Raw genomic sequence first — 22,831 nt, forward strand, 5'->3', positions numbered from 1 at the left:
AAGATAAATGAATGAATATGAACAAAGAGCATTAAAAGAAGTAGAAGAGTGGAAATGGAAAATCCAAAAACGGTCTTCTATTTTAAATAGAGTATCCAAAAAGGCGCAAAATAAAATAAATTCTTATATACCGGCTAAAGTTCATCAAACCCTTACGGAAGCAATTAAACAGATGATTCAAGCAACACTTGCTGGCAGCAATATTATCAAGAAAAAAAATCCATCTATCTTCCGTTCTTTGCAAGGAAAAGATGAAGAGTTAACGAAAAAAATAAGTCAATTTCAAAAGATTGCTGTTGTAGAAGGTGCCGGAACGGGGGCTGGTGGGATATTGCTTGGATTGGCTGATTTTCCATTATTGCTTTCGATCAAAATGAACTTTTTAATGGAAGCCGCAGCCACATATGGTTACGATACGGATCAAGTGGAAGAAAGAATCTATTTGCTCTATATCTTTCAGTTAGCTTTTTCAAGTGAAGAAAAACGAAGAGAAGTTTTAGAGATAATAGAGAATTGGGAAGAAGAAAAGCACAGAGTTGCTACCCTTAATTGGCAGGATTTACAGCAGGAATATCGAGATTTTATTGATTTTGTAAAAATGCTGCAATTGGTGCCAGGAATTGGGGCAGCTGTGGGTGCCTACGCTAATTATAATTTAATGGATCAATTGGGAGAAGCAGCTAAAAATGTTTATCGCTGGCGTTACTTTCAGGAACAAAACAAATGAAAAAGGAAGGATTCGGTGTTTAGAATCTCTTCCTTTTTTTATAAATTTTATGAATTTAAGTTAGTCCTAGCCTTTGCTGGGCTTAAGGAAATATTATAAGTAATAGCAGTAGAACCTAATGTTTTTGCGGCAATAAGCATAGCTTCTTCATTAATATCAAATTTAGGATGGTGGTGCGGATAAGTCGGACCATTTGTATCGGGCATTGCTCCTGTAAAGAAAAAGGTACCTTTTACATGCTGCAGATAATAAGAGAAGTCCTCGCCAGTTAATTCCGGTTCTCCTTCTAGGACGATCACTCCCGGAACTTTTTCCGCACAATGAGCTAAAAGGGAGGTTTCCTCAGGATGATTAACGACTGCTGGATAGCCGTCATCGTAATCATATTCATACGTACTATTTGCTGTATAGCACGTGCCTTTTATTACTCTCTCCAGCTCTTCCTTGATAAGTAATTGCGTTTCTTCATCAAACGTCCGGACTGTTCCCCCTAGGATCGCTGTGTCAGCAATTACATTAAAAGCATTACCAGATTCAAGGTAGCCTACTGTTAAAACGGCATGGTGGATAGGATTTACTTTTCTGCTGACAATTTGTTGAAGGTTAAGGACCAGTTGAGATGCGGTAACAAGAGAATCCTTCGTTTTGTGCGGCTGTGCTCCATGTCCCCCTTGACCTTGGATTTTAATTTTAAATTCATCTGCTGCTGCCATCATGGGTCCTGCTTTATAGGAAATAGTCCCTGTGGGAAGTGTAGCCCATAAATGAGTGCCAAATATAGCCTCCACATTTTCCAGGCAGCCTGCTTCAATCATCGCTTTTGCTCCACCTGGATTTGATTCTTCAGCATGCTGGTGAATAAAAACAAAATTCCCTGCTAATTCTTCTTTAAACTCATTTATTACTTTAGCAAGTATTAATAAGGTTGCAGTATGCCCATCATGACCACAGGCGTGCATGACACCTGAAACCTTTGACTTATAAGCAACATTCTTTTCATCATGGATTGGAAGAGCGTCAAAATCAGCACGGAGCGCAACTGTTTTGCCAGGTTTCCCCCCTGATATTTTTGCGACTACTCCATTACCTCCGACGTTTCCTGTAACTTGAATTCCTAATTTTTCATAGAAAGAGATGATATATTGAGCTGTTTTAATCTCTTTGAATGATAATTCAGGGTATTGATGAAGGTATCTCCGTATTTTAACCATTTCATTATAATAGTTATCTAGTTGTTCCCATATAATTTGTAACATCTCTTCCACCTCGTTTGACTATTTAGAATATTTTTATTATAGCATGTAGTAATAAAGAAGAGAGGTGGAAAGCGAATAAACTATTACGTTTCGTAAAGATTATGCCTATTCTTATAAGAGGGATGTTGTTAAAATAAGGTTAAAATGAAATTCATTTAGGAGGAATTATGGATATTAGAAAATCAAAAATGGCCTGGGTATTAATTATCGTGTCATTCTTATTGTTTATCCTGCTAATCCTAGCTGTAAATGGACAAGCAATATTAGCATTTGATACAGAACTAGCCCATTTTATACATACATTATTTCCAGCTAGTTTTCTTCTTTTTTGGGAAGGCATGTCATCCATTGCAGATAAAATAGGCATTGGAATTATCGCTTTCCTATTTATTCTTTTTCTTTGGTGGAAAAAGAAAGATTTTGTAGGAATTGCAGCATTTGTCTTTTGTGTTGGACTAGGAAATGAACTGAATAAGTGGGTGAAAGATTTAGTGGCAAGACCTAGACCTATAGCTGCTGCAGCATTAGAGACAGACAGCTATAGTTTTCCTAGTGGGCATGCAATGGTAGGTTTACTCCTGTATCTATTTATTGCACATATTCTAGCGAAAGAAATAAAAGGGAATGCAGGAAAGCTGATTTTGGCAGCTATTGCTTTTATGGTCATTTTGCTAATTGGTATAAGCAGAATTGTTTTAGAGGCCCACTATCCAACAGATGTTATTGGCGGTTATTTATTAGGAGGGATCTGGCTGTTTGTATGGGTAGGTCTTTATGAAACATTTTATGATCGATTTCATAAACAAAAAGGAGCAGGAACAAAACTAAGTAGCTAATGGATAAAGAAGTGATAGAAAATTACATGGAACTTCTTTTAAAAAAGTTTAAAAACCCAAATAATTATACGAACTAATCTTAACATCTTCGTATAATCATTTGGGTTTGCCAGTAAAAATAATTTTTAACTGATTATCGTTTTGTTAGATGAGGAACATGGCAAAAATAGTAGTCACTACTAAGCCGATACAGACTGGAAGAAGATTTCTCCTTGCTAATTCGAATGGATCGACATTACAGATTGCAGCAGCAGGGATTAATGCCCAAGGGACTAAAGTTCCGCCTCCAACCCATATGGCAGCAATTTGCCCTAAAGCAGTTAATGTGCTTATTCCACTACCAATTGCATGGGCAAACAGACCGGCAATAGAACCCGCTAATGAAATGCCGGAGAAGCCAGAACCATCTAAGCCGGTAATAACTCCTACAGCTGTAAGCGTAACGGAGCCAATTTCTTTCGTTAATGGAACAGTGGAAGCAAGAGCAACACCGAGATCATTGACGATTCCGTGGGATTCTTTTGGTAGAAAGTCTCCGATAATTGTGCTAAAACCAGAGTCACCTAAATAGAAGAAGGCAGCGATTGGAATAACCGGTCCAAATACTTTAAAACCAAATTGGAATCCTTCGATCAAATAAGTCGTTGTTTTTTCCAAGCCTTTATTTTTATAGCTTACTAATGTTATTAAAAGAAGAATAAAAATGGACGTTCCACCAACCAGCGCGGTAGCATCTCCCCCTTGTAAATCTAATAAAAACATGGCTGCAACGTCAAGAATATAGAGAATGGGAATTAGGATGGCGAACAGTTTCTTTTGTGTATTACTCAGTAGTAATTTATTTACTTGGGGAAGAATATCTGATTTATTAATAGAGGTGACTCCAGTTGCAAAAGTCAGTGTTCCTCTTTTCATATCGCGTTTAATAAAATAGAACGCAGTAATAGTTGTCACAACCCCCATAACAATCACAAGGGGAATACTTGCATGCATGACGTCTTCGACAGGTATGCCGGCAGCATCTGCTGTAAGTTTCGGTGCAGCTTGGATGATAAAATCTCCTGATAAGGCAATTCCATGGCCGAACAAATTCATCGCCATTGCAACGGCAATTCCTGGCAGACCAACCCGTAAAGCTACTGGTAAGAGAACAGCACCAATCAATGCTACTGCGGGGGATGGCCAGAAAAAGAAAGAAATGAGCATCATTACTATTCCGATCGTCCAATAAGCGAGTCCAGGTGAACGAATAAGTTTGGAAAAGGGAGAAATCATTACATCGTTAATACCAGTTTTCGTCAAAATTCTACTCATTGCCACAATAATAGAGATGACAGCAATAGTAGGTAACAATTCTGTAATGGCAAAGATGAAACTATTGAAAATACTGCTAATCGAGGTACTTAAGGATCCGGTCGCTGTTATCGCTAATAGAAAGATTCCAACGATACAAATAAAGGTAGTATCTCTTCTGATTACCATAAAGCCGATGATAAAGACAATAAAAAGTACATATATCCAATGAAGTGCCGTTAATTCGATCCCCAAATAAATCCAGCTCCTTTCCCGATTTGAAGTCAATGATGCTATAGGCATCTATCACTATTCGGTTAATACAGATTATGTGGTTATAGGTAAAAGGTGATTGGTTCCTTTTTAAAATATAGTGTGTTTCACTTCATAGCCTTGGAATGGGAGGAAGGAGCTGATCTAAAACTCATGGAAGAAAAATTGGCCAAAGACTCCTTCTTAAGATGGAGAAAAAAACATCGAAAGAAGGAACAAAAAATTACATAATGGTAGTACAATAGATTTGTAGTTGAAAGAGCACTATTTTTTAGAATTACACAAAATTCTATATTTAGATGTCTAGGAAAGAAGGGGAGTTTTTGAGAAAATCAATCTCCAAAATAATGTTTTCAATTAGTTTACTTATTGTAGGAGTAATTTTATTACTTGTTAATATTGGTGTCATTTCCTTGGAAATAAAAAAATTATTTGTCATAATATATCCGTTTTTGCTGCTTGTTTATGGGCTGCTTTCTCTCTATCAAATAACATTAAAGCAAAAAAGTAATTTATTTTTCACTTTATTTATTCTTACTTTCGCTACTCTTCTCCTTTTGGATCGTTTTCAAGTATTAGAATTTAGATTTATTGACTTTTGGAAGTTATGGCCATTAATTCTTATTTTAATGGCACTTGGACTCATCAAACCTAAGTTCACTTTTGAGGATGACAGTGGTGGAAAAAGTTATACAAAGAAATCCAACCTCATGGGAGATGTTAAATATAATACAGATAATTGGGCTGTCGAACCGATGGAGATTTCTCATGGGTTAGGGGATGTCTATATTGATTTTAGCAAAGCTTTTATTCCTGAAGGAGAAACCGAGCTGTTTATCCATGCGAGGATTGGTGATGTGAAAATTATTGTTCCAGATGATCTAGCCATTTATGTTCATGCCGAAGTGAAAATTGGAGAAGTACGAATTCTTCAGTCGGTTAAGGAAGGAATTGGAAATACTTTAGAGCATAAATCTGCCTATTATGAAGAGGCAATAAAAAAAATAAAGCTAAATATTTTGCTTGATATAGGCGATATTACAGTGCAAAAGGTATAAGGGGGAAACATGAGACAGACAATTAGTCGTTATGGATATTATCGAAATATCGTTTTAACAAGTTTGAGTATTTCTTTGCTGCTATTTATTAGTATCTATTTATTTCCGAATTTTGTAACGTCTAGGATAGGGAATATTATTTTTGCTGTCAACTGTTTTTTTCTGATAACATTGGTGGGTTTTTATTTTGCCTTTAAATGGAGCGGCAAAATAAAGAAACAATTAGATGAAATATTTTGGTTTATATCGTCTTTAAGGAGAGGAAAAATACCGCAAAAAATGCTGCTTGCATCAAGTGAGTATGTTTATGATGTAAAAGAAGAACTTAATCAACTTGCTGATTATCAACAAGAGCAAATTCATTCTTTGCAGAGATTAGCAAATGAAAAAACAACGCTTGGACAAACAGCCCACAATGCTGCAGTAATAGAAGAAAGACAACGACTGGCAAGAGATTTACATGATGTTGTTAGTCAGCAATTATTTGCATTAAATATGATGTCTTCTGCTGCATATAAAATTTTTGACCAGGATCCTGCTTTAGCAAAGCAACAGTTACAGGAGATTGTTTCGATTGCAGGCAAGGCGCAAGGGGAAATGCGTGCATTATTGCTTCATCTAAGACCAATTGAATTAAGCAATGATACGTTGTGTGATGGCATAATCAAACTTATTCAAGAGCTGAAAGGAAAAACAATGCTTCATTTTTCTGCAAGCATCGATGAAATAGATGGTCTATCTACGGCTGGGCAGGAACATCTTTTTCGCATTGTTCAAGAGGCTTTATCCAATGTGCTTCGTCATTCCCATGCAGATAAAGTAAGAATCATTTTGGAAGAGCGAGGTGAATATGCTTCTCTACATATAAGTGATAATGGCAAAGGCTTTGATCCGACGATAGAGAGGATTGCATCATATGGGTTAAAGACAATGAGAGAGCGCTGTGAGGAAATTGGTGGTGTGATGGAACTTCGATCAAAAATTGGGGAAGGTACCTATATTGATATTAGAGTGCCAACAAAGGGGTGGGAAAATGATTAGAGTGGTAGTGGTAGATGATCATGAAATGGTGAGAAAAGGAATTATTTCTTATTTAATGACAGAACCAAATATTCATATTGTAGGAGAGGCAAATAGTGGTCAGACGGCAGTTCAGCTTGTACTCAAGGAGAAGCCGGATATTGTGTTAATGGATTTATTAATGGACAATGGGAATGGTATCGAAGCGACAAAGGATATTTTAAAGGGGTATCCTAGCTGCAAAGTTATCATTATCACAAGCTTCTATGATGAAGCACAAGTTATTCCGGCAATAGAAGCAGGCGCATTTAGTTATTTATTAAAAACAGCAAGTGCTACAGAGGTTGTACGGGCAATTAATAAAGCTTATAGTGGCGAAGCAGTGATTGAGCCAAAGGTTGCTAACGTGATGGTGAAAAAATTGCGAGCAACAGAAAGAAAACCACATGATGATTTAACAGAAAGAGAATTAGAAGTATTAATGTGCATTGGAGAAGGAATGACTAATCAGGCCATTAGTGAAGAACTATATATTGGAATCAAAACAGTAAAAACACATGTAAGCAATATTTTATCGAAATTAGCAGTAGCCGACCGAACCCAAGCTGCTGTATATGCCAATAGAAATGGCATTATTAAAACAAGATAGTCATAAGTTCAGGTGGCTACTGGATTAATTACGCTTTTTCTTCATCTGGAATTGTTAATTGTACGAAATACGGTTTTCCATTAAAGATAGAATGCTGGGAACTATTCCAGCTTTTTTCATTACTTTTACCAATAGGAGCTTCTGCATTTGCTTCTTGCTGTTTCCATTTTATATAATTCGCTTTTTCTTCCCATAGACAAAAGAGGATATATGTGTCTCCTTTGGCAGGGCGAAGGAAGCGAATAGCTGTCATTGCTTTGTTTGCGATAGATGTGAAGTATTTCATCATCTTATGTTCGAAAACAGGTTTATTTTCTTCACTTACTGGAATATGATTCATGGTAATAAATCCTTTATTTTCTAACATTCCATAACTGAATAAAATGTCATAGCTTCTTGGTTCTTGGAAGAAAGAAGGAGCTTGACTTTCGTGTAGTAGTATCGCCCGATCGCTGGCTTCTTCCTGCATTAATAACAAGGTTTCAGTTGAAAATTTATTTTCGTATTTCTTCCCTAAATAATCATAGGTTCCGCTAGTAAGATAAATATTCACTAATCTCCCTCCAAGTTATAAGGATATATAAAGCATACAATAGAAAGGGGAAAGTTACGATAGATCCTCTTAAATTACCCATAACTAATGAAAAACTCTTATTTGTTTATATTAACATTAACAAACCATGTTATTCGAGATAGCTGGTTTCATTCAAAGCTTTTCCCTTATGTTCTTATGATTTAACTTTTTGTGTGCGCTACCACATAATTCATAAGAGGTGTAATCTCCTTTATTTTTGGGTAAAAAATGTCTAAATTGTGACAAAGTGATAAGTTATCTATGCAAAGATAGTAAAAAAGATATATTATTGAAATATATGCATGATTGAGAATGAATATTTTTACATATAGTAAGGAAAAAAGAATGGAATGTCTAGGACAGGCATTCCTTTTTATTGGGATGGTAATAACTTGGAAAGAAACATAAAAAATTAGTTTAAAAACTTTTTACTTGCATATTATTTATAAATATTATAACTTAATAATTATTATAAATAACATTGATCACTATATAGAATGAAATACATACCTTTGAAAGGTGGACATCAAAAGGATGAATAAACAGATGAAAGATACATTTATTAAAGCGGCAAAAGGACAGCCCACTGAATATGTTCCGGTATGGTATATGCGACAGGCAGGTCGTTCGCAGCCTGAATACCGAGCAATTAAAGAGAAATATTCTTTATTTGAAATAACGCATCAGCCAGAGCTATGTGCTTATGTTACGAAATTACCGGTTGATCAGTATGATGTCGATGCTGCAGTATTATATAAAGATATTATGACACCACTGCCTGCCATTGGGGTAGATGTGGAAATAAAATCAGGAATCGGACCTGTGATAGAGAATCCTATTCGGTCAATGGAGGATATTACAAGACTTGGTATGTTACATCCTGAGCAAGATATTAAATATGTCCTTGACACGATAAGACTGCTTACAACCGAGCAATTAAATGTTCCGTTGATAGGCTTTTCCGGTGCTCCTTTTACTCTTGCTAGTTACATGATTGAAGGTGGACCATCCAAAAACTATCATAAGACAAAAGCGTTTATGTATGCTAAACCAGACGCTTGGCATGCTTTAATGGAAAAGCTTGGTGATATGGTGGTTACTTATGTGAAGGCGCAAATTAATGCAGGTGCTAGTGCGATTCAAATTTTCGATTCATGGGTAGGCGCATTAAATGTGGAGGACTACCGCTTATTTATAAAGCCTGTTATGCATAGAATTTTTTCTGAGCTGGAGAGTGAAAATGTTCCCTTCATTATGCACGGAGTCGGGGCGAGTCATTTGGCACTTGAATGGAATGAGCTTTCCTTGGATGTAGTTGGCTTAGATTGGCGCTTACCTATATCAGATGCAAGGAAAATGGGAATAACTAAAGCTGTCCAAGGAAATCTAGATCCCGCAGTCCTTCTTGCACCATGGAGTGTTATTGAGGAAAGAGCGAAACAAATCATTGAACAGGGAATAGAACAGCCAGGCTTTATCTTTAATTTAGGACATGGTGTGTTCCCAGATGTAGATCCAGCTGTGTTGAAAAAATTGACTGGTTTTATTCATGAATATTCCGGTGACTTACTAAGTAAGCGTGCGCGCAAATAAAAGATATATTAAGGATAGCTAAAGTTAAAAAAATACAAAATAATACAATGAAATGAGGTAATGAAAAATGAGTCGAAAAAAAATGGGCCTTCTTGTTATGGCATATGGAACACCATATAAGGAAGAAGATATTGAAAGATATTATACAGATATTAGACATGGAAGAAAGCCGACAGATGAAATGCTTCATGATTTAAAGAGTCGCTATGAAGCAATTGGAGGAATCTCTCCATTAGCAAAAATTACGATGGAACAAGCAAAGGGACTAGAAGCGCATCTTAATGAAATACAAGACGATATTGAATTTAAAATGTATATAGGATTAAAGCATATTGAACCATTTGTAGAAGATGCAGTAAAGATGATGCATGAAGATGGAATCAAAGAGGCAGTGAGTATTGTGTTAGCCCCTCATTACTCTACCTTCAGTATTAAGGCATATAATAATCGTGCAAAAGAAGAAGCAAAAAAATTAGGCGGCTTAACCATTCATAGTATTGAAAGCTGGTATAAGGAGCCTAAATTTATTAGCTATTGGGTTAATCAATTAAAAGAGACCTACGCTAAAATGTCGCAAGAAGAACGAGAGAATGCAGCGTTAATTGTCTCTGCACATAGTTTACCAGAAAAAATCCTTCAATATGGAGATCCATATCCAGACCAATTAAAGGATACAGCAGAGTTAATTGCAAAGGGAGCAGGTATTTCTACTTATTATCTAGGCTGGCAAAGTGCGGGGAATACACCAGATCCTTGGCTTGGTCCAGATGTTCAGGATTTAACAAGAGATTTACATGCAAAATATGGATATAAAGCATTTGTATATGTGCCAGTAGGATTTGTAGCGGAACATTTAGAAGTCTTATATGACAATGATTATGAGTGCCTTGTTGTGACAGAAGAAGTTGGAGCAAGCTATTATCGACCAAAAATGCCAAATGCTCAGCCGGAATTTATTGATGCATTAGCGACAGTGGTTTTAAAAGAAATTGCAGTGCCAATTAAAGGATAAAATGCCGCAAAATTATTTTTTGTTGATGCTATTATGTTGTAAACGGAACCAAGTGATTTTTTCGAAAATCACTTGGTTTCTTTTGTTGCAACGAGTTTAACTCTGTGATATATTCTTTTTTGTACTAACTGACCGAAATGTTATTTTAGTCAGTTTTTTGATAAATCAATAATTAAGCTGTAATGGCGAATAAATGGATGGAGATAAAATTTATTCTACATAACTGGAGAGACTATCTTTATTCGCATGGAAAGAAAGAGGTGGAATATTTGGCTGTTGACCGTAGGAAGCTTATTTTAGAAGCGGCGACTAAATCATTTTCTATGTTTGGTTATAAAGCAACAACTATGGATCATGTTGCTAAAATTGCAAATGTAGGTAAAGGAACGATTTATACTTTTTTTAAGAATAAGGAGGAGCTCTTTTTTGAAATAGTTAATGATTTAATTACAGAAATGAAGGAAAGAGCTGATGAGTCATTTGATTCTTCTTCTACGTTTATGGAAAATGCCCATCGTGCAGTGATGAATATGCTTGAATACCGCAAAGAGCATCATCTGACGGTTAAGCTTTTTCAAGAACAGCGTGAAATTGGTACGCTGGAAGTAAAAGAAGTAATTAGCCATTTAGAAAATGCGATCTTAAATTATATGAAAACACGTGTACAAGAAGCAGTAGATAAAGGAGAAATTCACACACAGAATCCAGAGCTGACATCCTTTATTATTATTAAAGTATACTTAGCGCTCATTTTTGAGTGGGAGAAACATCATCCACCGCTTACTACAGAGGAAATCGCATCGAGTTTTGAATTACATCTATTTCATGGAATAGCAAATCCGCTTAATAAATGAGAAAATAGTCCGTTAGTTATTAACGTTAATAACGAGGATTTTTTTCTTTTAACAAGCTACTAGAATTGTTTTTTAAAGGATAAATGATTGATTAAAAATGGAGGGAATTATATGAAACAAAGTTTACTAAAGGCAGAGCTGTCCTCTATTTTTAAAAATAAAATGGTGCTGATCTCTGTTATCGCTATTGTGTTTGTTCCAATACTATATGCAGGTATTTATTTATGGGCCTTCTGGGATCCTTATGGAAACTTAGACAAATTGCCTGTTGCTGTTGTAAATGAAGATACAGGGACAGAGATGAATGGAAAATCATTAGATATCGGAAAAGATTTAGTAGAAAATTTAAAGGATAGCGAAGACTTTAATTTTAAATTTGTCGATAAAGAAACTGGTTATAAAAATTTAGAAAATCAGAAGTATTATATGCTGATAGAAATTCCAAAAGATTTTTCAAATAATGCGACAACATTGCTTGAAGATAATCCACAAAAATTGGACCTGAAATATGTTTCTAATCCAGGATATAATTTTATTTCTTCTCAAATAGGCAATTCCGCAATTGAAAAAATAAAGCAAGGTGTTAGTAAAGAAGTGACAGAAACTTATGCGGAATCTATTTTTGAAAATATTACGAAAATGTCAGACGGCTTAAAAACAGCAAGTAATGGTGCAAAAGATTTAAAAGATGGAACAGATAAAGTAAAGTCGGGTACCGAAGAAGTGTATAAAAATCTAGAAACACTTGCTGAAAAGTCTATACAATTTTCTGATGGTGTTAATAGTGCTAATAATGGAGTGAAAGAGCTCGCCAATGGAGCAGATGATTTAAATCAAGGATTAACGCAATTGCAATCAGCCCAAGGGAAATTAAATGATGCTGCACAGAAATTGCAAGGGGGAGACCAGGCAATTCTTGATGGTGTTTCGCAAGCGAAAGATGGAATCAACACAGTTAAAGCCAATATTCCTTCGTTAATTGAAGGGACAAATAAGCTGCAAACAGGCTCCAATACTTTAACGCAAGGCTTAACAGACTGGAGCGATAAATCAGCACAATTAGCTGCTGGAGCTAATCAGTTGCATGAAGGTGCAACAACCTTACAGGAAACAGTTAATGCGATAATGCCTATGCTGCAAGGGTTACCAGAAGAAAATAAGCAACAGCTTGTAGCAGCACTTAAAGGGTTGGTGGATGGCAGTTCTTCCATTGCCACCAATACAAAAGCGTTAAGTCAAGCAGCAGACCAGCTGGCAGCCGGCGGAACAAGCTTGTCTAATGGCATAACAGACTTAAATAAAGGGCAAAAACAATTGCAAACAGGCATTAATCAGCTGAGTGATGGAAGCAGCCAGCTAGAAAATGGGGTAAAACAGCAGGTAGCTGGTCAGGAACAATTTGTAGCTGGTATGAATAAGTATGCTTCTGAATTCGCAAAAGCTGTTAATGGTTCTACTAAATTATCCACTGGTGCAAACACCTTAGTATCAGGAATGAATACACTTGCAACAGGATCGAATGCTTTATCAGATGGAACCGATTTGCTAAAAGACGGATCAAAAAAATTGGTAAATGGAACATCTTCTTTATTAGATGGAAGCAAGGAGCTTTCGTCTAAATTATCAGACGGAGCTGAGGAAGCAAGTTCCATCCATTCTGATGAAAAAACATATGACATGATAGCAGAACCAATCTTAGTTGACCAAGATAAAGTATCGGATGTGCCAAACTATGGAACAGGCTTAGCGCCATATTTCATTTCGCTAGGACTATTTGTTGGTGCATTAATGCTCTCTATTGTGTTCTCTTTTGCAGAACCAGAAGAACAGCCGAAAAGTGGAATTCGTTGGTTCTTAAGCAAAACGATTATTTTGATTGGGGTAGGAATCTTACAGGCTTTAGTTGCCTGCTTTGTGTTGCTAGTCATCTTAGGAATGGAAGTGGAAAGTGTACCATTATTTATCCTATTTACTATTCTAACTAGTTTAGTATTTTTCTCGATTATTCAATTTTTGGTTACTTTATTTGGAAATCCAGGACGATTTATTATTGTCATCATCATGATTTTCCAATTAACAACTAGTGCGGGTACTTTCCCGTTAGAGTTAATACCAAATGTTTTACAACATATTCACAATCTCTTGCCAATGTCTTATTCAGTAGCTGGATTAAAAGCTGTTATCTCTACTGGGGATATGGACTTTATGTGGCATAATGCAGAGATTCTTGGTATTTATCCACTTATATTCTTTGCGGGTACAGCTGCTTACTTTATTTTTAAATACAAACGGTATTATACAAATAAGGAAGTAGAAGTAACGGTAGAATAATTTGAAAAAGCTGCTAACTTTACTCTTCTTAAGTCACATCTATTGTGCGAAGCCTTGATAGAGTGTGGGGAAGATACATAGTTGCAGCTTTTTTGTGCTTAAAATATCACTCCATTTCTTAAACTTTGCCAATTCTATGAAAAAAGTACAAATGAAGTGATTATTTCCCGTTTTTTCGTTATAGTATAAAAGGGTAATTAAATTCGGGAAAATTGGATATAATTCTACAAAATTATAAGGGGTGTCTTTTTATGCTGTTTATAGATAATAAAGGGATAACAGATCCACGCATTAATCTAGCAATTGAAGAGTATGCTTTGAAAAACTTAGACATAAATGAAACGTATCTTTTATTTTATATAAATGAACCTTCTATCATTATTGGGAAAAACCAGAATACGATAGAAGAAATTAATACTGATTATGTAGAATCAAATGACATACATGTTGTTAGAAGATTATCTGGTGGCGGTGCCGTCTATCATGACTTAGGTAATTTAAGTTATAGCTTTATTACAAAAGATGACGGGAATAGCTTCCATAACTTTAGAAAGTTCACTGAGCCTGTTGTTCAAGCACTTAAAAGCATGGGAGTAAATGCTGAATTAAGTGGTCGTAATGATCTTCTTGCTGAAGGTAGAAAAATTTCTGGCAATGCACAATTTTCTACAAGAGGAAGAATGTTTACGCATGGAACATTATTATTTGATTCTGAAATGGATCATATTGTGTCAGCATTAAAAGTGAAAAAAGACAAAATTGAATCTAAAGGGATCAAATCAGTAAGAAGCAGAGTAGCGAATATTACTGAATTTCTTCCAGAAAAAATATCTATTCAAGAATTTCGCAGCCTATTATTAAGCTATCTCTTCGATGGGGAAGAGAATATTCAAGAATATGTCTTAACAGCAGAGGATTGGGAAAAAATTCATCAATTATCTAAAGAAAGATATCAAAACTGGGATTGGAATTATGGTAAATCTCCTAAATTCAATTTACAGCATTCTCATCGTTTCCCAGTCGGTCAAATCGATGTAAGATTTGATGTAGTAAAAGGAATTGTGAAAAACTGCAAAATTTATGGTGATTTCTTTGGAGTTGGCGATGTAGAAGATATTGAAAAACGACTGATTGGGGTCCGCTATGATCGCTCCGAATTAGAAAAGGCATTAGACGACATTTCCATTAAGCATTATTTTGGAAATGTGACAAAAGAAGATTTTCTGCAATTGATTTATTGATGAGATAGAAGAATAAAAAAAAGCATCTTAAATGATAGGAGGTATCTTATTATTTTAGATGCTTTTTTTGTTCTTTTTAGAAAGTGGAAGTGAAATGGAGTCGCTGGACACGCTTTTGCCAAAGGTAAAATAAATAGCAAAAATATCTCCTTTTAGTTCTAAAACAATCCTTTTTGGACTACTTATTAATAATAGGTTGTACTAGGCAGGCAGGAGGGAGATTATGACTAGAAAAATTGGCTTTTATGCAGTAGTTGCCTATGTGTTATATGGTTTGTTTTTTTATTGGTATTTATTTCAATATACTAGTCCAGCTTTGCCCTTTGAATATCAAGGTTCTCAAGCAGATCCAAGTACTTTTTTAAATAGCAGAGAATTGGTATTAAGTGAAGAATATTCACGGGTAAGGAACTTCTTGTTTTTTATTTCTACACCATTTGAATGGCTTTTTTACTTATTTGTTTTGTTATTTGGCTTTTCCAAAGTATTTAAAAAATGGGGAGAGGCTTCTGCGAAATATAAGTCGATGCAAACGGCTATTTACTTATTCTGGCTGAATATTACTGCCTTTATCATCACCTTTCCACTTAGTTATATTAGTTACTCTGTATCAAAAACCTATCATATTTCTACTCAAAGCTTTCCTTCTTGGATGAAGGATCAATTTATTGATTTTTGGGTGAATTATGTCATTCTGTTTCTTATTGTTTCCGTTTTATACTGGCTAATGAACAAGAGTCAAAAGAGATGGTGGCTTTATGCCTGGGTTCTATCCATTCCTTTTACCTTATTTCTCACGTTTATTCAGCCTGTCGTCATTGATCCGCTATACAATGATTTCACTCCTTTAAAGGATAAAGAATTAGAGGCAGAGATATTGAAGCTTGCGAGTGCTTCTGACATTCCAGCCGATCATGTTTTTGAAGTAAATATGTCAGATAAAACGAGTGCATTAAATGCTTATGTTACTGGAATAGGGAGCAATGCAAGAATTGTGCTGTGGGATACTAGTTTAAAGGAATTAGAGAATGACGAAATTTTATTTGTAATGGCACATGAAATGGCTCATTATGTAGAAAAACATATTTATATAGGATTAGGTATCTCCTTATTTACATCTTTATTTGGTTTATATTTTATTTATAAATTGCTGCACTGGATTGTAAATAGATGGGGGGCAGCACTTAAAATTGCAAAAGTAGAGGATATACAATCCTTTCCTTTAATTCTTTTATTAACTTCCATGCTGCTATTTACTGTAAACCCATTAACTAATGTCATTTCAAGATATGAGGAAAAAAGAGCTGATCACTATGCGGTCGAATTAACAGAAAATCCAGAGGCTGGTATTGTGACATTTCAAGAGCTAGCAAAAACGGGACTGAGTGAAGTAAATCCACCTTTATTGGTGAAAATATTCCGCTATAGCCACCCGACGATGCTGGAGAGAATTAGTAAATTGGAAGAAGAAAGCATTCGATTACAAAATCAGAAAAAATAATAATACAAAAATAAAGGATGACTCAAAGAGTTTAATCATCGTAGTGATTAGGCTCTTTGGGACATCCTTTGGCTTTATTTATTGGTATTATCAAGTTCCGAAGCGCTTACATAATAAGTTAAATTCGTTGCTCAGTTCGTTAAATGTTTTTCTGTCATGTTCATCAATGGCTTTATCAATCAAGGACATCAAATTTGCTTTTTCATTTTTTAATTGAATTTCAGAAAGCAACATTTCAATATAGAGGTCTTTTACATAAGTATTTGTGTTTTTTTTCTGGCCACTTAACTTTGTAAACTCAGTATAGGACTTATCATTCATTGTCTTTCCCTCCTGATGCCTTTTTAATATTATATGGGAAAAATTGATAATTATCAATTTGTTTTTTTAAAATTATGAAATTTGATTATAAAGTATGTCTATATTCTGAAAAATTATTTTGTCTTAAGATTCATTAGGTAAAAAGTGCTATTATAGGGGAAGATTACTAAAAAAGGAGGATTTATAGTTGGAAGAAAATTATTTAATAGTCGAAAAGTATTATATTAATTATCATACGCTTGCAGTCTTGCCATACATTGTAGCTAATGGCGATATCTATTCAAAGGTATATGAACATAATAATGTTTTTTTATGCAAACGTAGTCCATTAATGATTGTGAAAGCAACATGTGGTTATCTGGGAAGTTCTTACGAAGGAAGAAGGGAGGGAACTCGCCAACTAATGACCTATTATCATAAGCTGCCAATTGTAATTGATGATTTTAATTCCGTTTATTTTTTTCCCACTCATTCTCCTAGAAATAACAATTGTGCATGGATTTCTCTTCATCATATTCTTGATACAAAAAAAATAGAAGCCTCTAAAGTGAGAATAACATTTCAAAATTTGCAAAGTGTAGAAATAGGGGTTTCGCTCTATACCCTAAGAAATCAAATAATGCGGACGAACTCTCTTAAAACATTACAGCGTTATAATCATGAAGCAAGTATTAATCCTAAGTTAACATATAAAAGTTTACTGGTGGATAAACAAAAAAAATTAGCAGAAGCTCAAGGGATGTATAAAAAAAAGTAGGATAGCAATTTAATCTTTTTTTATTTGTTTTTGTTAGCTAATAGTAAACCTTTTGTATAAATAATGCTCTAATAATTCTTGAACTTTATTGCGAAGGCGGGGGTTAAAGTAGTTATGATATTCTTCATAGCCGTTATAAATAAATAAAAACATGGTAAATGCTTCATCACGATTTACTTCTTGAATCTTCATTGTATGCTTATACATATAACTCTTCGTTTTTTTTAACTCCGATTGTACTACTTTCATTGCATTTTCGAGTAGATCTATATAAGGTTGTTTTAATTTTAAATTACTTATTTTGATGACCTGCAGATCTCGATTAAGTATTGTTAAAAGCATAGGAAGATAAATAGCTTTTTCCATAACATCTCTTTCTATTTCAGGAATTCTTGTCATACTCGTTACCCCTTTCCTTTAACATAAACAGAACGTTTGTTCTCTGTTTATGATAATACCTTTTTTATTTCCTATTTTCAAGTGAATAATGATAATTTTAGAGTGGCTTACAGAATTGCTTCAATAATTGTACAAAGCTCCCTTGCTATCTTTGATAAAATATAAAAGAAAAAAGACAGCTTAAGAAGGGAAAAGTATTTCAGTTGTCGAAATATATAACTACTTTAATTAAGAAAGGAAGATGGAAGTGAAAGAAAGTAAAAGAATAAATGCAGAAGATTTGTATGAATTAAATTCTGTGGTGGATCCTCAAGTAAAAGGGGAAGAGTGTTTGTATGTAGTCACTTCCATTTGCCAAGAGACTGATAAGTATTATTCCAATATTTATTATAAAGATCTAAACACACTTGAAACAATGCAATGGACGTTTGGAAAACATCAAAATCATTCTCCAAGATGGTCACCGACTGGAGAAGAAATTGTCTTTATTTCTAATCGTTCTGGAAAAAATCAATTATTTTTATTAAGTAAAAAAGGTGGCGAAGCGGAGCAGCTTACTTATTTAGTGAATGGAGTGAGTAATCCTGTATGGTCACCTGATGGCACAGAAATAGCTTTTCAATGCCATTTTAAAAAAGGAGAGACAGTAGAAGATAAAGAGATGAAAACAGATGAGAAGGAAGAAAAGCTCTCTGCTCTAGAGGTGACAAATATGAAATATAAATCAGATGGAAAGGGTTTTTGGGATGGCAGCTATGATCATATCGCTGTCTTAAATATTAAGAATAAAACAATCAAACAACTTACTTCTGGAGAAAATAATTATTATTTGCAAAGCTGGTCACCTAATGGTCAATACATAGCAATTAGTGCAGATGAAAGCAAAGAAAAGGACTTCAGCTTTATCTCTGATATTTATCTCTACAATAGAAAAGAAGAAAGTTGGAAGAAGATAACGGAAGGCAACGGAAATTATGGAAAAGCTACATGGACTCCTGATAGTAGAAGATTAGGATTAATAGGGAGTGACAGAGAGTATGAAAATGCCACTCTATCACAGCTATGGGTGTATGAGGTAGAAGCTGACTTTCTCCAATGTTTAACACCAGAATGGGATGTGAATGTTGGGGATTATGCAATCGGTGATTTTCAACAGGGAACTGTAACACCTGGTATGCTGTGGGGAGAGGACAATGAAAGCTTTACCTTTTTAGCAACAGATCATGGAAATACAGTTGTTTATTTTGGAAATACTTCTGGAGCGATCTATCCATCTCTTATTGATAACCAGCATGTATATGGCTTATCTACAGGAGGCAGTCTAAAAAAAGCGGTGGTGGCCATTAGTACACCTACACATCCCGGAGATTTATATACATTAAATTTAGAGACTGGAGAAACTAAGCAAATAACCAATGTAAATAAAGTGTTTGTGGAAACACGAGGATTTTCTGAAGCAGAACCGCTACAATTTACGTCTCGGGATGGTTGGGATCTTCATGGGTGGTTAATGAAGCCACAAGGTTTTAAAGAGGGTGAAAAATATCCGATGGTAGTAGAGATTCATGGAGGACCGCATGCAATGTATGCTAATTCTTATTTTCATGAATTTCAAACATTAACATCCAATGGTTTTGCTGTACTATATATTAATCCGAGAGGAAGCCATGGATATGGACAGCAATTTGTAGATGCTGTCCGTGGAGACTATGGTGGAAAGGATTATGAAGACATTATGGATGCCATTGATTATGCAATAGAAACATTTGATTTTATTGATGCTTCTCGTCTAGCTGTTACAGGAGGAAGCTATGGCGGCTTTATGACAAACTGGATTGTTGGACATACAGACCGTTTCAAGGCAGCTGTTACACAGCGCTCCATCTCTAATTGGATTAGTTTTTATGGAGTAAGTGATATAGGGTATTACTTCACTGATTGGCAAATAAAAGCAGATTTAAATGATATAGAAACACTGTGGAAGCATTCTCCATTAGCCTATGTAAATAACATACAAACACCTTTACTAATATTACATAGTGAAAAAGATTATCGTTGTCCAATTGAACAGGCAGAACAGTTGTTTATTGCCTTGAAGGTACAAAAGAAAAAAACAAAATTTGTCCGTTTTCCAGAATCAAATCATGAACTTTCCAGAAGTGGCAAACCTGCACTTCGAATAGAGCGATTAAACTATATTAACAATTGGTTTTTAGAGTACGTATAATTAATCAATAAAAGAGGGTGCCGTTGGGTGCCCTCTTTTATTGATATGGGATTTTGGAATAAATACTTTGATATTAAGAGGAGCGTATATGGAGACAGAGAGAAAAAAGGACAATGTTACCTTGTAATGTAATTTTAAGCAGAAAAAAATGTAGAATGGAACATTTTTTGATATGATAGTAAAAAGAAAGATAATGACGAAGAAATTAAGGGGCTAGATAAAGCATAGGAATTTACATGGAAAAGAAGGTCTATAAATTTTTTACAAAGGCTACAATTAATAATGAAATAATTAAAAAATGAGATTGATATAGAAAGGATTAAAAGAAATGGGGAGAGAAGAATATAGAAAAGGAAAGAAAAGAAGGAGATTACGAAAAGGAAGAGTTTTCTTTCTAGTCCTTATTCTATTTATATTAGCTGTAACTATATATAGTATTTTTCAATATAAGCAAGGTGAGAAGCAATCGTTAGGGAAGATAGGAATAGACGAGGTTAAATATGAATTTAATGGGGAAAAAGATAGTAACGGAGGTACAAATATTCTTTTACTGGGAAGTGACCAGCGTAAAGGGGAAAAGCAATCTAGAACCGATACGATTATGATTGCCCAATACCATCCGGATAAAGGTACATATAAAATCATATCGTTAATGAGAGACATGTATGTAGATATACCAGGATATGGACAAGGTAGAATAAATACAGCTTATACGGTAGATGGTCCTGAATTACTAAGACAAACCATTAAACAAAATTTCGATATAGATTTACAATATTATGCAATTGTCAATTTTGAAGGATTTGAAGCAGTAATTGATGAAGCATTCCCAAATGGTGTAGAAATCGATGTAGAGAAGCAAATGTCTAAAAATATTGGTGTGACATTAGAGCCGGGACTACAGCATTTAAATGGAAAGCAGTTACTGGGATATGTACGTTTCCGACATGATGCAGAATCGGACTTTGGAAGAGTAGCAAGACAACAAAAGACATTACAAGCGATCGCTGATCAGGTTTCCGCTGTTCAAACATTTGCTAAATTGCCTAAATTGGCAGGGGTTATTATGCCATATATTAATACGAGCATGGATACTGGCGATATGCTATTTATCGGCAAAGATTTACTGACTTCCAAAAGTCATGAGGTAGAATCGTTAAGAGTTCCAGTAGACGGAACTTTCCAAGATATGAAAGTGAATGGGGCTGCTGTATTATCTGTCGATTTAGAAGCAAATAAAGCAGCGATAAAAGAATTTTTAGCGCAATAAATGGAGTTTTTTTAACATATTCTTTATATTTAATTAGCGATGTACGAATTAAAATGGTATAGGCAGAGGGATTTTGGGGCTGCCAATGTTAAAGCGAAAATGTCTATATAAGGAGCGGAAAGATCCTTGTATTTTATTAGATTAATTAAAAAATCAACACTATTAAAAGAATACACATACGAAAAGATGCGTAAGTTATACAAGGGGTTTTGTGCTCATGGATATGAACTTAATTAAAGAATGGTTTACGCTTGAAAGAATAATGGATTTAATTGATAGTTATCGTTCATTTGGACCGTTGCCAGGGGTCTTACTTCCGCTGATAGAAGCGTTCTTTCCTTTCTTGCCGCTGTTTGTTTTTATTATGGCTAATGTGAACGCATTTGGGTTTTGGCTGGGATTTCTCTATTCATGGGTTGGAACAATTTTAGGAGCATTGCTTGTATTCTCTATCATTAGGAAATATGGAAAGAAAAGAATGCTGAGATTTTTAAGTAATCATAAAAAAGTGCAGAAGCCAATGATCTGGATTGAAAGACATGGATTTGGCCCATTGTTCTTGCTTTTATGTTTTCCATTTACACCATCTGCACTTGTAAATATAGTAGCTGGTTTATCGAGAATTAGTACGAGCCAATATATTCTGGCAGTAATTGCGGGTAAGCTCGTTATGATTAGCACGATTAGCTTTATCGGTTATGATTTACGCTCCATGATTGCCCAGCCATTACGTACGATACCTGTCGCGATTGCTATCTTTATTCTTTGGTTTATTGGAAAAAGGATCGAAATTAAAATGAATAATGTTGGGATTGATGAGAAAGAGAGAAGCCATTAATAAAATGGTTTGTAAATATTGTTTGGAGGAGATAGAGGTTGAAAGAAGCAATAAAGAAAGAAAGCATAGAATGGTTAAAGGCATTTGCTATCGGAATTATCATCTTTATTATAATTCGTGCTTTTTTCTTCTCCAATTATGTAGTGGAAGGTGAATCGATGATGCCTACCCTGCAGGACGGAAATAAATTAGTTGTTAATAAAGTTGGTTATAAAATGACTGACTTTAATCACTTTGATATTATTGTTTTTCATGCAAATAAAAATGATGATTATGTGAAACGAGTAATTGGCATCCCTGGAGATAAAGTAGAGTATAGAGATGACCACCTATTTATAAATGGGAAAAAGTATGAGGAGCCTTTCTTAGATGATTACCGAAAACAAGTATCTTCTGGAAGGCTGACAGGGAATTTTACATTAAAAGAGATTACTGGTGAAGCTACAGTTCCAAAGGGGAAATTATTTGTATTAGGGGATAATCGATTAGGAAGCTGGGATAGCCGACATTTCGGATTTATTTCTATTGACCAAGTAGTTGGGAAAGTAAGCTTGCGCTATTGGCCATTTAATGAAATACAATTTTCTTTTTAGGGAAGGGTGGACGTAAGCATCTTTTTTTAAATAAATAGCCAAAAATTATATGAATCTTTTTTTATAATTGTTTGGGTCTATCTTAAGCTGGGATAATTATGTCCCAGCATCTTTTTTTTGTTAAAACTAGCTCTTCGAAAAAGAGAAAAATTATCCAGCAGCACTTTTCTATAGAAACATGTGTTTCTATGTTATGATGATAATTACA

At 34.8% G+C, this 22,831-nt stretch carries 21 protein-coding genes; 16 read left to right on the top strand and 5 right to left on the bottom strand.

What is annotated here, in order from left to right:
• Positions 1 to 7: 7 nt before the first annotated feature.
• Positions 8 to 727 carry an EcsC family protein gene (locus C2I06_RS00120; RefSeq protein WP_095330103.1) on the top strand — a complete coding sequence of 240 codons (720 nt, stop codon included), beginning with the start codon at positions 8 to 10 and terminating at the stop codon, positions 725 to 727.
• 47 nt (positions 728 to 774) lie between these two features.
• Here C2I06_RS00120 and C2I06_RS00125 read toward each other — a convergent pair whose 3' ends face one another.
• Positions 775 to 1,983, bottom strand: a complete 1,209-nt coding sequence (locus C2I06_RS00125; protein WP_123257216.1) for a M20 family metallopeptidase — start codon at positions 1,981 to 1,983, stop codon at positions 775 to 777.
• Positions 1,984 to 2,150: 167 nt separating this feature from the next.
• Here C2I06_RS00125 and C2I06_RS00130 point away from each other — a divergent pair, with 167 nt between their 5' ends.
• Positions 2,151 to 2,819: a phosphatase PAP2 family protein gene (locus C2I06_RS00130; RefSeq protein ID WP_123257217.1), complete on the top strand. Its 669-nt coding sequence runs from the start codon at positions 2,151 to 2,153 to the stop codon at positions 2,817 to 2,819.
• A gap of 144 nt (positions 2,820 to 2,963) precedes the next feature.
• On the opposite strand, the gene C2I06_RS00135 is transcribed toward C2I06_RS00130, so the two are convergent.
• Positions 2,964 to 4,367, bottom strand: coding sequence for a hypothetical protein (locus C2I06_RS00135; protein ID WP_123257218.1), 1,404 nt, complete (start codon positions 4,365 to 4,367; stop codon positions 2,964 to 2,966).
• Between the two features lie 341 nt (positions 4,368 to 4,708).
• Between C2I06_RS00135 and liaF the strand changes: the two genes are divergently transcribed.
• Genes liaF through C2I06_RS00155 form a run of 3 tightly spaced genes read left to right on the top strand, consistent with a single transcriptional unit; the run spans position 4,709 to position 7,112 of the window.
• Positions 4,709 to 5,443 carry a cell wall-active antibiotics response protein LiaF gene (gene liaF / locus C2I06_RS00145; protein ID WP_164463590.1) on the top strand — a complete coding sequence of 245 codons (735 nt, stop codon included), beginning with the start codon at positions 4,709 to 4,711 and terminating at the stop codon, positions 5,441 to 5,443.
• A gap of 9 nt (positions 5,444 to 5,452) precedes the next feature.
• Entirely contained in the window at positions 5,453 to 6,484 is a 1,032-nt protein-coding gene (locus tag C2I06_RS00150) for a sensor histidine kinase (RefSeq protein ID WP_095330098.1), read from the top strand.
• Positions 6,477 to 7,112, top strand: a complete 636-nt coding sequence (locus tag C2I06_RS00155) for a response regulator (RefSeq protein WP_095330097.1) — start codon at positions 6,477 to 6,479, stop codon at positions 7,110 to 7,112. Before C2I06_RS00150 ends, C2I06_RS00155 begins: the two co-directional genes overlap by 8 nt.
• Positions 7,113 to 7,140: 28 nt before the next feature.
• Here C2I06_RS00155 and C2I06_RS00160 read toward each other — a convergent pair whose 3' ends face one another.
• On the bottom strand, positions 7,141 to 7,665 hold the full coding sequence (locus tag C2I06_RS00160) for an antibiotic biosynthesis monooxygenase (protein ID WP_095330096.1): 525 nt from the start codon (positions 7,663 to 7,665) through the stop codon (positions 7,141 to 7,143).
• A 555-nt stretch (positions 7,666 to 8,220) separates the two neighbouring features.
• Between C2I06_RS00160 and hemE the strand changes: the two genes are divergently transcribed.
• The 6 genes from hemE to C2I06_RS00190 all read left to right on the top strand — a co-directional run bounded on the left by hemE (position 8,221) and on the right by C2I06_RS00190 (position 16,218).
• Positions 8,221 to 9,279: a uroporphyrinogen decarboxylase gene (gene hemE / locus C2I06_RS00165; protein WP_123257220.1), complete on the top strand. Its 1,059-nt coding sequence runs from the start codon at positions 8,221 to 8,223 to the stop codon at positions 9,277 to 9,279.
• 67 nt (positions 9,280 to 9,346) lie between these two features.
• Positions 9,347 to 10,291 (top strand): ferrochelatase, encoded by a 945-nt coding sequence (gene hemH / locus C2I06_RS00170; RefSeq protein WP_095330094.1) that lies wholly within the window; start codon positions 9,347 to 9,349, stop codon positions 10,289 to 10,291.
• Positions 10,292 to 10,560: 269 nt separating this feature from the next.
• Positions 10,561 to 11,145 (top strand): TetR/AcrR family transcriptional regulator, encoded by a 585-nt coding sequence (locus tag C2I06_RS00175; RefSeq protein ID WP_123259082.1) that lies wholly within the window; start codon positions 10,561 to 10,563, stop codon positions 11,143 to 11,145.
• 111 nt (positions 11,146 to 11,256) lie between these two features.
• Positions 11,257 to 13,476 carry a YhgE/Pip domain-containing protein gene (locus C2I06_RS00180; RefSeq protein WP_095330092.1) on the top strand — a complete coding sequence of 740 codons (2,220 nt, stop codon included), beginning with the start codon at positions 11,257 to 11,259 and terminating at the stop codon, positions 13,474 to 13,476.
• Between the two features lie 251 nt (positions 13,477 to 13,727).
• Positions 13,728 to 14,717 carry a lipoate--protein ligase gene (locus tag C2I06_RS00185; RefSeq protein WP_095330091.1) on the top strand — a complete coding sequence of 330 codons (990 nt, stop codon included), beginning with the start codon at positions 13,728 to 13,730 and terminating at the stop codon, positions 14,715 to 14,717.
• Between the two features lie 223 nt (positions 14,718 to 14,940).
• Positions 14,941 to 16,218: a M48 family metallopeptidase gene (locus C2I06_RS00190; RefSeq protein ID WP_123257221.1), complete on the top strand. Its 1,278-nt coding sequence runs from the start codon at positions 14,941 to 14,943 to the stop codon at positions 16,216 to 16,218.
• A 90-nt stretch (positions 16,219 to 16,308) separates the two neighbouring features.
• Here the strand turns inward: C2I06_RS00190 and C2I06_RS00195 are convergent, their stop codons facing one another.
• Positions 16,309 to 16,539, bottom strand: coding sequence for an IDEAL domain-containing protein (locus C2I06_RS00195; RefSeq protein ID WP_095330089.1), 231 nt, complete (start codon positions 16,537 to 16,539; stop codon positions 16,309 to 16,311).
• Positions 16,540 to 16,726: 187 nt separating this feature from the next.
• Here C2I06_RS00195 and C2I06_RS00200 point away from each other — a divergent pair, with 187 nt between their 5' ends.
• Entirely contained in the window at positions 16,727 to 17,296 is a 570-nt protein-coding gene (locus C2I06_RS00200) for a competence protein ComK (RefSeq protein WP_095330088.1), read from the top strand.
• Between the two features lie 33 nt (positions 17,297 to 17,329).
• Here C2I06_RS00200 and C2I06_RS00205 read toward each other — a convergent pair whose 3' ends face one another.
• Complete coding sequence (locus C2I06_RS00205) at positions 17,330 to 17,695, bottom strand: YhjD family protein (RefSeq protein ID WP_095330087.1); 366 nt, start codon at positions 17,693 to 17,695, stop codon at positions 17,330 to 17,332.
• A gap of 241 nt (positions 17,696 to 17,936) precedes the next feature.
• On the opposite strand from C2I06_RS00205, the gene C2I06_RS00210 reads away from it, so the two are divergent.
• The 4 genes from C2I06_RS00210 to lepB all read left to right on the top strand — a co-directional run bounded on the left by C2I06_RS00210 (position 17,937) and on the right by lepB (position 22,623).
• Positions 17,937 to 19,922: a S9 family peptidase gene (locus C2I06_RS00210; RefSeq protein WP_123257222.1), complete on the top strand. Its 1,986-nt coding sequence runs from the start codon at positions 17,937 to 17,939 to the stop codon at positions 19,920 to 19,922.
• Between the two features lie 328 nt (positions 19,923 to 20,250).
• Positions 20,251 to 21,192 carry an LCP family protein gene (locus C2I06_RS00215; RefSeq protein WP_095330085.1) on the top strand — a complete coding sequence of 314 codons (942 nt, stop codon included), beginning with the start codon at positions 20,251 to 20,253 and terminating at the stop codon, positions 21,190 to 21,192.
• 217 nt (positions 21,193 to 21,409) lie between these two features.
• Positions 21,410 to 22,030, top strand: coding sequence for a TVP38/TMEM64 family protein (locus C2I06_RS00220; protein WP_095330084.1), 621 nt, complete (start codon positions 21,410 to 21,412; stop codon positions 22,028 to 22,030).
• A 38-nt stretch (positions 22,031 to 22,068) separates the two neighbouring features.
• Positions 22,069 to 22,623 (top strand): signal peptidase I, encoded by a 555-nt coding sequence (lepB, locus tag C2I06_RS00225; protein ID WP_095330083.1) that lies wholly within the window; start codon positions 22,069 to 22,071, stop codon positions 22,621 to 22,623.
• Positions 22,624 to 22,831 lie beyond the last annotated feature (208 nt).

Source organism: Niallia circulans (assembly GCF_003726095.1).
In the GTDB taxonomy this organism is placed as follows: domain Bacteria; phylum Bacillota; class Bacilli; order Bacillales; family Cytobacillaceae; genus Niallia; species Niallia circulans_A.

What these genes read in the sequence shown, in the direction of transcription:
- C2I06_RS00120 (WP_095330103.1), top strand. Translation starts at nt 8, where the DNA reads ATGAATGAATATGAACAAAGAGCATTAAAAGAAGTAGAAGAGTGGAAA.
- C2I06_RS00125 (WP_123257216.1), bottom strand. Translation starts at nt 1,983, where the DNA reads ATGTTACAAATTATATGGGAACAACTAGATAACTATTATAATGAAATG.
- C2I06_RS00130 (WP_123257217.1), top strand. Translation starts at nt 2,151, where the DNA reads ATGGATATTAGAAAATCAAAAATGGCCTGGGTATTAATTATCGTGTCA.
- C2I06_RS00150 (WP_095330098.1), top strand. Translation starts at nt 5,453, where the DNA reads ATGAGACAGACAATTAGTCGTTATGGATATTATCGAAATATCGTTTTA.
- C2I06_RS00155 (WP_095330097.1), top strand. Translation starts at nt 6,477, where the DNA reads ATGATTAGAGTGGTAGTGGTAGATGATCATGAAATGGTGAGAAAAGGA.
- hemE (WP_123257220.1), top strand. Translation starts at nt 8,221, where the DNA reads ATGAATAAACAGATGAAAGATACATTTATTAAAGCGGCAAAAGGACAG.
- hemH (WP_095330094.1), top strand. Translation starts at nt 9,347, where the DNA reads ATGAGTCGAAAAAAAATGGGCCTTCTTGTTATGGCATATGGAACACCA.
- C2I06_RS00180 (WP_095330092.1), top strand. Translation starts at nt 11,257, where the DNA reads ATGAAACAAAGTTTACTAAAGGCAGAGCTGTCCTCTATTTTTAAAAAT.
- C2I06_RS00185 (WP_095330091.1), top strand. Translation starts at nt 13,728, where the DNA reads ATGCTGTTTATAGATAATAAAGGGATAACAGATCCACGCATTAATCTA.
- C2I06_RS00190 (WP_123257221.1), top strand. Translation starts at nt 14,941, where the DNA reads ATGACTAGAAAAATTGGCTTTTATGCAGTAGTTGCCTATGTGTTATAT.
- C2I06_RS00195 (WP_095330089.1), bottom strand. Translation starts at nt 16,539, where the DNA reads ATGAATGATAAGTCCTATACTGAGTTTACAAAGTTAAGTGGCCAGAAA.
- C2I06_RS00205 (WP_095330087.1), bottom strand. Translation starts at nt 17,695, where the DNA reads ATGACAAGAATTCCTGAAATAGAAAGAGATGTTATGGAAAAAGCTATT.
- C2I06_RS00210 (WP_123257222.1), top strand. Translation starts at nt 17,937, where the DNA reads ATGGAAGTGAAAGAAAGTAAAAGAATAAATGCAGAAGATTTGTATGAA.
- C2I06_RS00215 (WP_095330085.1), top strand. Translation starts at nt 20,251, where the DNA reads ATGGGGAGAGAAGAATATAGAAAAGGAAAGAAAAGAAGGAGATTACGA.
- C2I06_RS00220 (WP_095330084.1), top strand. Translation starts at nt 21,410, where the DNA reads ATGGATATGAACTTAATTAAAGAATGGTTTACGCTTGAAAGAATAATG.